The sequence below is a fragment of the Salinibacterium sp. NG22 genome, from assembly GCF_015864925.1.
GTDB lineage: Bacteria > Actinomycetota > Actinomycetes > Actinomycetales > Microbacteriaceae > Rhodoglobus.
The window spans coordinates 104,941-116,456 of sequence record NZ_JADYWG010000002.1; the positions used below are offsets into that span (position 1 = coordinate 104,941).

The following is an 11,516-nucleotide window of genomic DNA, read 5'->3' on the forward strand; positions in this document are numbered from 1 at the left end:
ACGACACGTCCTGAACGGCACACGATTGTTTTGATACCGGTGGGTTCTAAATATCCACGAATGGACGTAGAGTGGATGAATGAGCACCACATTAACACCAACCGCTGGCCGCCCTCGAGCGTTCGACGAAGAAGCTGTGCTCAACCAGCTCACCGCGCTGTTCTGGCAGCAGGGTTACGGCAATACCTCCATGACAGACATTGTTGAAGCCAGCGGGGTTCACAAACCCAGCCTGTACCGCACCTTCGGCAGCAAAGAAGAACTCTTCGCAACCGTGCTGCGGCGCTACCTCAACGAGCGCATGGCGATGCTCGCGCAGCTGCGCGCTGAATCCGGGACCGGCATTGCCGGCATCCACACTTTCTTCGACAAGTTCGAAGAATTCGCGGGCACCGACGAGGGCAGTTGGGGCTGCCTCATGGTGATGAGTGCGAACGAATTGCGGGGCAGCACGCCAGGCTACGAAGACTTCTCCGTCGAGAACAGCCGTGCTCTTCACGCGCAGATGACGGCTCTCGCAGCCCTCGCGTTCCCCGGTTCGACCGAGAATGACGAGCTGACCGCGCAACGAGCCGACATGCTCTCGCTGTTGTTCTTCGGGCTTCAGGTCACCATCCGCTCCCAAGCTGGTGCCGAGCACGTCCATTCTGCGTTTGCCTCCATCCACGCGCTCGTCGACACCTGGCGCTAGGCCTCCCCGCCTGCTAGCTCGCCAAATAATCGCGGACACCCGAATTGGGCGGTGGTCTGGTCGCTTCGTGATCGCTAGAGTTGTGGGGTGATCGTCGCACCCGAAGCGACTTCACGCTAAAGGATTCACTGTGAAGTACCCGATTAAAACTGCACTCGTCGCTGCCCTCGCGACCTCGCTCGTTGCGCTCGTCGCTACGCCGGCATCCGCTGCCACCTATGCGAACGTGTCGGCCGAAGCATCCGGAAACAACATTGCCGGTCGTGCTGCCGCCACCACCCTTCGCGATGCCTGGGGCGCTGCCATCACTGCGCGTGGCGGAACCGTTCCCGTGCCTCTCGTCATCAACGGAACCCACAACGACCCGCTGTCAGGAGTAATTGCAACTACCGCCGGGGGTACGACCGTCTCCGTTGAACGCACCATGTACACGCCCGGCGCCACAACAACGTATGTCGGCATCAGTCCGAACTCGGGAATCGCACAATGCACGGGCAGCGGCAACACGCTTCAGAGCAGCTCACCCCGGCCGTCACTTCTCGATGGCAATAGCGGCTGCACGAACGGCGCTGGCTTCAGCTACGGGGCATCCGGCGGCAATTCGCAAGAAGCAAACACCCGTGATGCTTTCGAATTCACCTTCTCCACGGGCGTACTCGCCTTCGGCGGTTGGTTCGGTGACCTTGAGACGCGCACCGACGGGTCGGGCGTGCCAGCGCTCGTGCGCCTCTACGACACCGATGACCTTCTCCTTTCTGAAGAAGAAGTCGTTCCCAGCGGCGACCAAAGCCTCTGCGGCACCGACCCTGACGGCTGTGGCAACCGCAGCACACGCTGGATCGGATTCACCGCTGACCTCACGACTCCGGTCGCACGCATGGTGGTCATTGTCGGAGACGAACACGAGACAGGAACCGCCGTCGCGGAAGGGATGAGCTTCATCGGTCCCTCGGTCGTTGATGGCACTGCGGAACTCACCATCGCGAAGACAGCGACCCCGTTGCCCGCGGGCGCGACCGCCGTGGGCGACGACATCGACTACAGCTTCCTCGTCACCAACTCAGGAACGCTCGCACTCGGCAACGTCGCCGTCACCGACGCGGGAGCGCACAACCTGTCCTGCCCCGCGAATGCCCTCGCGACGACCGAGACGATGACCTGCACTGCCGAGCATGCCGTAACCCAAGACGATATTGACGCGGGCAGCTACACCAACTCAGCTACCGCATCCGGCAAGGCCTGGAATGAGACGGTTACCTCGGCCGCAGACACCGCCACAACCACGATCAATCAGGCACCCGCGCTCGACCTCGCTCAGAGCGCAAACACCACGACATACACTGCCGCCGGCGATACCGTGGCGTTCACCATTTCGGCAACCAACACCGGCAATACGACCCTCGAGAACATCGTCGTCACCAGCACTTTGCCGACGCTGTCGTTCGACTGTTCGGCAATGCCCGCTGACCTTCTCCCTGGCGCTACGGCGATCTGCACAGCAACCTTGATAGTCACGGATGTCGGAGCCGACTTCTCGAGCGTCGCAATGGTGGCATCCGATCAGCTTTCACTCGCATCAGATGCCACCACCATCCGTTTCGCTGGAGCTTTACTGCCGGCAACCGGCTCGGACGCCACACACACGATTCTCGCAGCAGCCTTCCTGCTCATCGCAGGGTCGACGCTGCTCGCCGTCCGCCGAAACCCAGCACGGCGACGTCAGTAAGTTCAGCGGAGACAACTCCCGTCTCGCCCGACCTCCACGGCTCGGAAACACAAGCACCATGAGGCGTACTAGGGCGATCCACATTCGCTGTTGTCGACGATTCCGCGTACGTTTCATACACACCGGTTTGTCTACAACGGAGGACACTGGAGCATGAGACACGCGCTGCGCCGACTGACTCTTCGAGTGCTCGTCGTCGCTGCCTGCTCTGCCGCTGCACTCGCGTTAGCCGCACCGGCGGCGGCCGCACCCACCTCCCCTGCGTCTGCGTTCGCGTCTGCGTCTGCGTCCGCAACAGCGTTCTCGCCGGCCTTCTCGATCAACGCCACAGCGAGCGGCACCGCCGTGGCCGCTGTCGACGACCCCGATGCGCTTGACCCCGGAGCGCCAGAGACTCCCCCAGCGACGATCACTCCGAGCCCGACTTCTACGCTCGATCCACTCCCAACGCCGACTGCCCCTTCCACTTCGATTCCCACCCCCACTCCGGTCCCCTCCGAGACTGCTACTCCGACCCCCAGCGTCACGCCCACGCCGGTCGAGACTCCGGTCGATGAGGTCGAGGTTGTTCCCCTGCCGGCAACACCGCCAAGCGTTGCGACCTCCACCGTTTCGCTCACGTCACTACTGATCGCAATCGCTGTGCTGGCCGCGAGCCTCTTTGTGCTCTGGCTCGCCCTTCGCCGGCGCTCCCTCCCAGAGCACACTGCCGCACCGGCAGCACCGTTGCGCGACAGAAACACTTCCGCTGGTGTGGTGCTCGATTCACTGGCGGATGTCGGTGAAGCGATGATCGACAGCGGCTATCCCGTCAGCATGGTTCGTTCCGCAGTGCAGGATGTGGCCACCGCAAACGGGTATCCCTCCGCTGAAGTCATCGTGTTTCCGACAGCAATACTGGTGTCGTTGGATGCCGACGGCTCCGCCCAGACCCGCGCCGTCTCGGCTGGCCGACGTTCCTATTTACTTCACCATGTTGACGTGATTGATCGCGTCGTCAAAGTGGGGCGGGTTCGGGCTGGCTCTAGCGCATGGGTCACTCGCCAGCTCGCCAAGGTACGAGAGCTTTCTGCACCGTTTTCTCCTGTTCAACGAGTCTTCGCTTATGCCCTCACGTCAGCAGCAATCTCGGTTCTTTTGGGATCGTCATGGCTGGGAGTGCTGTTAGCTGCGGTTCTTGGCCTCGGTGTCGGCACGCTGCTCTTGCTTGGCGAACGACTCCCCTCCGCCTACACGGCTCTCGTCATTGTGGGGGCAGCGCTCGGCTCGTCACTGATTGTGCTGCTTGTAGCCCGCATCTCCGCGGACTCCGGAGTGCTGCCGTCGCTCGTGGCCCCTCTCGTCATCCTGTTGCCGGGTGGGCTGCTCACGACAGCTGTGATCGAGCTTGCGACCGGCCACATCATGTCGGGTTCCGCCCGCGCCGCAGCCGGAGCCATGCGGCTACTGCTGCTCGCCGTCGGCATAGTGTCCGCCGGCGCCCTCGTGGGAGTTCCTACGATCAATCTCGATGTGTCGAGCGAGCCACTCGGCCCGATCGCCCCGTGGGTCGCGGTCGCCGTGTTCGGACTAGGCATCACGGTCTATCAGTGCGCTCGGCCAGCATCCATTCCGTGGATCATGCTCGTGCTCTACGTTGCCTATGGCGCCCAGGTAATCGGTGACGTGCTGTTCGGCGGCGTGCTCTCGGCTCTCATCGGTGCCATCGCCATGACTCCCGTCGCGGTTCTCGTCGCCCGACACCGCAGCGGGCCTCCCGCCATCGTCAGCTTCCTCCCTGCGTTCTGGTTGCTCGTACCGGGGGCGCTGGGCCTCGTGGGCGTCACAGAGGTCTTAGGCGGCAACACAGGAGCGTTCAGCAGCCTCGTTACGACCGTCGGAACGATGATCGCAATCGCCTTGGGCGTGCTCATCGGCCTTGCCGCTTCAAGCTCGCTACGAGACCAACGCATCCCGCAGCTCTTCGACTTCCTTGAGCCCGCTCCCGCGACCGAGCCAGTGACGGTGTCGGCACCAACCCATCAGCACGACGGTGAACAGGACGCTGAACCCGCGGTTGAACCCGCGGCCGACAAATAGCCGCCGAACCTTACTGAGTCGTCACCTTTTCCAACACGTTCCACAGCGCGCGCTGCCCGTCCGGGTTCGTGAAATGGCTCTGGGTTGCGGCGGTGAGCGGTCCCGTCATTTTCTTCGGCGGTGATGCGAAGAAGGTGCCGGTCACCTCATCCGAGAATTCGATCGCGCTGAGGTAGCGAGCAGCCGCCGTCGGAACGCTGTGCGAGACACCAGGAATGAGTTTCATGAGCGGCAGCAGCACTCTGCGCATGATCGCGGGCATCCCCCGCGACGCTTTCGTATCCGGAGTGTTGCCGGGCGACACCGCGTTCACCGTAATGCCTGCGGGAAGTTGGGTGGCGAGCTCTTTCGCCCACCAGACAGCAAACGTCTTGGCCGTCGCATACTGACTGTTGTTGCTGTATTTCAGCGGTGGCTCTGCGCGAAGGACCGCCTCGATCGCGCGTTCCAGATCACCGTCGAAGGATGCCGCAGCCAACTCAGCAACGTCAACGACCGTGAACGAGGGAACATCTCCGCGCGCGGCCTCCGACCCGGCAATGATGATGCGCGCGTGGGCGCTCAGCATCCCGCCCCGGAGCAGGTGCATAGCAAAAGCGTGGTGGCCAGTGAGCGTGGCTGACATGATCTGTTCGATGCCCGCCGATGTTCGGCGCAGTTGCGTCGTAGAGGCGACGCCCGCGTTGAGGATGAGAGCGTCGATAGCAGTGCCGTCGGCGATGAGGGTTTCGGCAGCCAGAGAGACGGAGCTGAAGTCGTCAAGGTCGAGAGTCACGGGCACAAACTGAGCGCCGGGAACTCGTGCACTGAGTGAAGCCCCAGCCTCCGCGACTTTCTCGTCCGTGCGCGCCGTGATGATGATGCGGCCGTAGCCTGCCTCGGCGAGTTGCGCTGCGGCTTCCCAGCCCACACCGGAGCTTGCACCTGTGACGAGGGCGGTCATGCGTGCGTGGGGATTCATCGTGAGTCTCTCTCTGGTCACGCACTGTCGACAAGCGTCGCAGAACCGGCGACCAGCGAGAACAGTGCAGCCAAGAATCTCACACCCGTGGGCGGATCCCGCATCCGAATGCGCTGCCTGAGCTCGTTAACGCAAAAATCCCGGTCTCAATGAGACCGGGATTCTTTACGTGGTTGCGGGGACAGGATTTGAACCTGCGACCTCTGGGTTATGAGCCCAGCGAGCTACCGAACTGCTCCACCCCGCGGCGTATATAAAGCGTAACACAGGGTGAACGGCACGAAAACCGAACTCAGCGGGCTCACAGTGTGCTGCGGCCCGCTGAGTCAGAATTCGCTATTCGGTGGCGGCGATTGCGCGCTCGATTGCGTCGACCATTTTCTGGTCAGCTTCTGCAGCAGCGACGAGGTCGTTGTCTGCATAGGCGGCGTTACGGTCGGCAAGCGCTGACTTGTAGTCGGCGAGTGCACTGTCGAGTGCCGCATTGTCACCGGGAGTGACAACCGGTGCATCCGGGTCTACTGGCGCATCCGGGTCAACGGGAACATCCGGCGTTACCGGAACTTCACCGTCGCCGGCTTCGGCGCCAGAGTCTCCACCAAACAGTGTGTCGAGTGCTTCGTCGAGAGTGTCTTCGAAGGCAATCTCGTCACCGAACGACACCAGCACCTTGCGCAGCAGTGGGTACTGAGTTCCGCTGGTCGACTGAACGTAGACCGGCTGCACGTACAGCAGCCCGCCGCCGACGGGGAGCGTCAGCAAGTTACCAAGCTTCACCTCGGTGTCGCCCTGCTGGAGAAGTGCCAGCTGGTTGGCCACGATCGTGTCGGTATTAAAGCTGTTCTGTACCTGTCCGGGACCAGGAATCGTGTCCTGCTTCGGCAGCGTCAGCAACGTGAGCTTGCCATAATCAGGTCCCGCATCCGAGTTCGCCGTCAAATAACCGGTGAGAACACTTCGACTGGCGTCTGCTGTTCCCTTAGGAATGAAGGTCGAGTAGAGAGTGAACGCGGGGTCTTCTGTTCCCGGAACCTGCATAGTGAGGTAGTACGGGGGCTGAAGCGAACCGGTTCCAGAAACCGGATCCTCCGGGCTAACCCACTGGTCATCACTCGAGTAGAACGAGCCAGCATCCGTCACGTGGAAGGATCCCAGAATCTCGCGCTGAACCTTGAACAGGTCGGCGGGGTACCGCACGTGATCGAGCAACTCAACGCTCATGTCACTTTGCGGCAACAGGGTGTTCGGGAAGATCTTGTTCCACGTTTGCAGAACTGGTTCCTCGTCATCCCAGGCGTAGAGCTTCACCGAACCGTCATACGCATCAACAGTCGCCTTGACCGAGTTGCGGATGTAGTTGATGTCGTCGAGCGCGAACTGCGGCGCCGGCGTGTAGCTGTCGGCAATCGCGCTAGAAAGCTGCTCAACCTGCGAGTACGGGTAGTTAGCACCCGTGGTGTAGCCGTCGACGATCCACACAATCCGGTCGTCCACGATGGCCGGGTACACGTCACTGTCAAGGGTGAGGTACGGAGCAACCTTCGCTACACGCTCGAGAGGCTCGCGATCGTAGAGAATCTGCGACTCGTCAGTTACGTCTGAGGCGAGGAAGATCTGCTCAGACTGGAACTTCACCGCGTAGACAAGCTTCTTGAAGATGTTGTCGAGCACAGGCCCGCCGTCGCCCTCAAACGTCGTCGTGGCGTTCTGTTCGCTGTCTTCTCCACCCGAGGGGTAGTCGAGTTCGATGTCGTCAGAGCCTTCAGGGGCACCAACAATCGAGTACTCGGGTGAATTTTCACCGAAGTACACGCGAGGGTTGTAATCGCCGAGATCTCCAGTGCTCGGGATGCCCGACTCGAGGAACACCGGCTGACCGTCGGCAGCACGCTGGTTACCGAAAGCCGCAACGACGCCATAACCGTGGGTGTAGACGACTGCGTTGTTGTACCACGACTGTGACTCGCCAAGACCGGACTGGTTGAGCTCACGAACCGCAATCACGGTGTCTTGAGTTTCGCCATCAATCTCATAGCGGTCAACGTCGAGGTGGCTACCGAACTGGTAGTACTGCTTGAACTGCTCGAGCTGCGCAAATGCTGCTGGGGCGATCGCGGGGTCGAGAATTCTGATGTTGGCCGTCGTGGCTGCGTCTGCACGAAGCGCACCGGGCTCAGCATCCGTTGTCGCGCTGTAAGGAACTTCGTCTACATCAGCGACACCGTACGCATCCCTCGTCGCTTGAATACTTCGATCAATATATTCGGACTCGTAGGTACGCGCGTTGGGGTCTACCTGGAAGCGCTGAACGATCCACGGGTAGAGGTTTCCAACGACCAAACCACTAATGAGCAGCAAGGCGGTACCGATCATCGGAAGACGCCAGCGGCCAATGATCGCCGTGACGATGAAGAGGATGGCCACGATCGCCGCGATGCCGGCGAGAATCGCACGGCCCGGGATGGTGGCGTTTGCCTCGGTGTAGCTTGCACCGGTCTGCAGGAAGCCCTGGCTGGTGGAATACAACGTCGTGTACTGGTCAAGCCAGATGCTGACGGCCTGCAGTGCGAAGAAAATGCTTGCGGTGATCGCAAGCTGCACTCGAGCGGAACGCGAAATGCGCACCTCACGACCGTGAACGCTCAGAGCACCGTAAAGGTAGCTTGTGGCGAGCGCGCCGATGAACGAGATGATCAACACGGCGGACGCGAAGCCAACGATGGAGTGGTACATCGGGAGCTCGTAGAAGTAGAACGAGATGTCCAAGCCGAACTGCGGGTCGGTCTCACCGAACGAGCTGCGGTTCAGCCATTGCAAAGCAACGGGCCAGGCGCTCGCTGAGGAGACACCACCGAAGATGCCGAGCAGAACCGGGATGCCGACCATGGCGAGCTTGCGCAGCGGTTCGACAACCTGCTGGTAGCCCTCGAGCTGTGCATTGAGTTTGGCGTAGATGGGGCGTGCGCGGAAGGCGACCAGCAGGCTGACGCCTACGGGAACGGCCATCGCGACGAAGCCGATGATGAACATCACGGCTGTAGCGATCCACTGGGTAGTGAGAACCTCCAAATACCCGGCCTGGCTAAACCAGAGCACATCGGCGTAGAGGTTCGAGAACAAGAAGAACGCGATAACAATGACAGCGAGAATTATCGCCGTAATCGTAAACGCAGACCTCGTCTTGCTCGTCGGGGCTGATTGGGTTTGGCTCGACACAGTACTTTGCTCCTGAAATTGGGGGCTTAGAGCTATCTTAAAGGTCTTTCATGGGCGCGGGGCTGGTGATCGCTCTCAGCGTTACACAAGCTCCGTGCAATGTTCTACACAGGGCTGTGTGCTGGAGGCAGCACACAGGAAGGTTCGTAGCAAAGTTGACGGATCAGGCAGCGCTCAATTGGCGCTGCATGAAGGCAGTCCCGCGCCGCTCAAGCCGCCGCGAATGCTGGCAAGCGCGACAAGCGCATCGTTGAGGTCGTCGACCGCATAGACGGTGAGTCCCTTGGGAGTGTTTTCTGCGACCTCGTCACAGTTTTCGACGGGCGCAAGGAAGAAGTCAGCACCGGCAGCCTGGGCACCATACATCTTCTGCTGGATGCCACCGATCGGTCCGACATCGCCTGTTGCGGTGATCGTTCCTGTGCCAGCAACTTCGGTGCCGCCGTTGATTGCGCCAGGCGTGAGCTTGTCGATGATTCCGAGCGCAAACATCATTCCCGCGCTCGGTCCGCCAACGTTCTCCAACTGGATCTTCACGTCGACCGGGAAGTTGTACGCGCTACCCACCACAACACCAATGACCGGGATGGCGTCGTCGCCTTCGCTCATTGTGGGGGTGATCTCGACGGTCAATTCTTCGTCTTCGCGCTCGAATACAACCTCGGCGGGAGTTGTGGTTCCGTTTGCTGCGATCTCGTCGCGCAGTCCCGCAACGTCGGCAAAAGTCTCACCGTTCACGCTGCGGATGATGTCGCCTGCTTCGAGCACGCCTTCTGATGGCCCGCCAGCGGAGGTTTCCGCAACGGTCAGCGTGGCATCAAATTCGTAGCCCAGGTCAGAGAGCGCTGCGGCAATTGCTTCCTGCTGCGAGGTCTCCATCTGGATGCGACCGGCTTCGGTGGAATCCTCGACCGTTACGCCAACGGGATAAACAGCTTCGACCGGAACAATTGCTTTGCTGCGATCGAAGTAGGCGGCGCCAACCTCAAACCAGCTGAGCGGTGAATCGGGGTTTCCCAACACGTTGACTGTCAGCATGTCGAGCGCACCCTCTGTGGGGTAGGTCGTCTCGACCGGAATCTGAATGAGCGGCACGAGGGCGCCTTCAATTTCCACGTCGCCCAAAGTGTCGTACACCGGGCCAGGTTGCTCGATGATGTACGGCGAAGGTACGAGGGTTGCCAGCAGGGTTCCTACAAGCGCGACGCTCAGAACCAGCCATCCCAGCCAGCCACTTCGGGCGCGGCTCGATGAAGGTTCGGGTCGATTATCAGTAAACAGGGCCACCTAGGTCCTTACGGGGTGGGAGCGGTGTTCGCCACAGGCGCACGGTAAGAGTCACTAGCCTAGGTCAAAACTCAGCCGCGCACGGCATCGAGCGGCTAGCGTTAAAGCATGGCTGACGATGCTGAGAACAATTCCGAAGACGAGTTCCGCGACATGATGCGCGACTTTCTGTCGGGCGAGGGCGAAATCGATCCGGCGAAATTGGCTGGTGCGGCAGGGTTGCCCAACGATCCTGCGATGATTCAGCAACTGCTGAGCCAGCTCCAGAACGCGCTCGGCAAGAGCGGCGATGGAATTAACTGGGACATTGCTCTTGAGCAGGCCAAGAACCTCGCGTCACAAAGCACCGTGGTGTCGTTGCCTGCCGAACGCACCAAACTCGAGCAGGCCCTCCATGTGGCTGCGCTCTGGCTCGACGAGGTCACCGACATCTCCGAGCTCACCGTGGAACCCAAGCTGCTCAGCCGCAGCGAATGGGTCACCATCACGATGCCCATCTGGACCCAGCTTGCTGAACCAGTGGCCAACTCGATCGCCAATTCCCTCACGGACGTTCTCAAGCAGAACGCGCCAGAAGAGATGGATGAGATGCTCAGCGGTGCCAGCAAAGTCATGCGCAACATCGGCGGCACCCTCTTCGCCATGCAGCTCGGCCAGGTCGTTGGTCAGTTGTCGAGCGAAGTGGTGTCGGGCGGCGACATCGGCATCCCCCTCTTCGACGAGCAACAGGCGGTGCTTGTTCCGCAGAGTGTCTTCGCGTTCGGCAACGGTCTCGACCTGCCCGACAGCGAGATTCACCTCTACTTGGCGGTGCGCGAGCTCGCGCACGCCCGACTCTTCCGCCACGCAAAGTGGCTGCGTCTGCAGTTCATGACCTCCGTCACGGCCTATGCGCACGACATCCACATTGATTCGGATGCCATTGCTGAGCTGGCCAGCGGCTTCGACCCCAACAACCCTGAAGAGCTTCGCGACGCAATGACGAACGGTTCGCTGATTCCGCCGAAGAGCGAAGAACAGCGCGAGGCCCTAGAGCGCCTCGAGACCGTGCTGGCCCTTGTCGAAGGCTGGGTGGATGTTGTGACGGCGGCCGCTACTTCGCGACTTCCTGCGCGCAGTGCGATCGCGGAGACAGTACGACGCCGTCGTGCTTCTGGCGGCCCCGCCGAGTCTGCTTTTGCCACTCTCGTGGGTCTCGAATTGCGCCCGCGCCGCCTGCGTGAAGCGGCAGCGATGTGGCAACACGTCACCGACGAACTTGGCGCCGACCAACGCGATGCACTGTGGTCACACCCCGACTTGATGCCGACGGCAGCCGATATCGACGATCCCGCGGCCTTGGTTGCGCGACTGCGTGATGGCGGCAGCACTCTGGACGACGTTGATCAAGCCATCAATGACCTTCTCAACGATGAGTCGGGAGATCGCCCTCACGAGGGCGAAAGCTCCTAGCCCTCAGCGAGCAGACTGCGGGCCTCCCACTACGACGGGCGCTCGTGTAGCAAGTTTTTGTCGTCCATAGTTCATCTTCGGGCTGTGGAATCTTCACACTGACC

The 11,516-nt window shown here is 61.1% G+C and carries 7 protein-coding genes and 1 tRNA gene; 4 read left to right on the forward strand and 4 right to left on the reverse strand.

All coding sequences use genetic code 11. The features are described from left to right. The first annotated feature begins 79 nt into the window (after nucleotides 1-79). The 3 genes from I6E81_RS10140 (at nucleotide 80) to I6E81_RS10150 (ending at nucleotide 4,496) form a co-directional block, all read left to right on the forward strand. On the forward strand, nucleotides 80-691 hold the full coding sequence (locus I6E81_RS10140) for a TetR/AcrR family transcriptional regulator (RefSeq protein WP_197107329.1): 612 nt from the start codon (nucleotides 80-82) through the stop codon (nucleotides 689-691). Between the two features lie 130 nt (nucleotides 692-821). Continuing rightward, complete coding sequence (locus I6E81_RS14635) at nucleotides 822-2,417, forward strand: LPXTG cell wall anchor domain-containing protein (RefSeq protein ID WP_197107330.1); 1,596 nt, start codon at nucleotides 822-824, stop codon at nucleotides 2,415-2,417. A 153-nt stretch (nucleotides 2,418-2,570) separates the two neighbouring features. Beyond that, nucleotides 2,571-4,496: a threonine/serine exporter family protein gene (locus I6E81_RS10150; RefSeq protein WP_197107331.1), complete on the forward strand. Its 1,926-nt coding sequence runs from the start codon at nucleotides 2,571-2,573 to the stop codon at nucleotides 4,494-4,496. Nucleotides 4,497-4,506: 10 nt separating this feature from the next. Here the strand turns inward: I6E81_RS10150 and I6E81_RS10155 are convergent, their stop codons facing one another. The 4 genes from I6E81_RS10155 to I6E81_RS10170 form a co-directional block, all read right to left on the reverse strand. Next, complete coding sequence (locus tag I6E81_RS10155) at nucleotides 4,507-5,457, reverse strand: SDR family NAD(P)-dependent oxidoreductase (protein WP_197107332.1); 951 nt, start codon at nucleotides 5,455-5,457, stop codon at nucleotides 4,507-4,509. A 170-nt stretch (nucleotides 5,458-5,627) separates the two neighbouring features. After that, nucleotides 5,628-5,704, reverse strand: a tRNA-Met gene (locus tag I6E81_RS10160). An 89-nt stretch (nucleotides 5,705-5,793) separates the two neighbouring features. Next, on the reverse strand, nucleotides 5,794-8,673 hold the full coding sequence (locus I6E81_RS10165) for a UPF0182 family protein (RefSeq protein ID WP_197107333.1): 2,880 nt from the start codon (nucleotides 8,671-8,673) through the stop codon (nucleotides 5,794-5,796). A gap of 174 nt (nucleotides 8,674-8,847) precedes the next feature. Then, a complete protein-coding gene (locus I6E81_RS10170; protein WP_197107334.1) occupies nucleotides 8,848-9,960 on the reverse strand; it encodes a S16 family serine protease in 1,113 nt (370 codons plus the stop codon). Between the two features lie 108 nt (nucleotides 9,961-10,068). Here I6E81_RS10170 and I6E81_RS10175 point away from each other — a divergent pair, with 108 nt between their 5' ends. After that, complete coding sequence (locus I6E81_RS10175) at nucleotides 10,069-11,412, forward strand: zinc-dependent metalloprotease (RefSeq protein ID WP_197107335.1); 1,344 nt, start codon at nucleotides 10,069-10,071, stop codon at nucleotides 11,410-11,412. The last annotated feature ends 104 nt before the right edge of the window (nucleotides 11,413-11,516 follow it).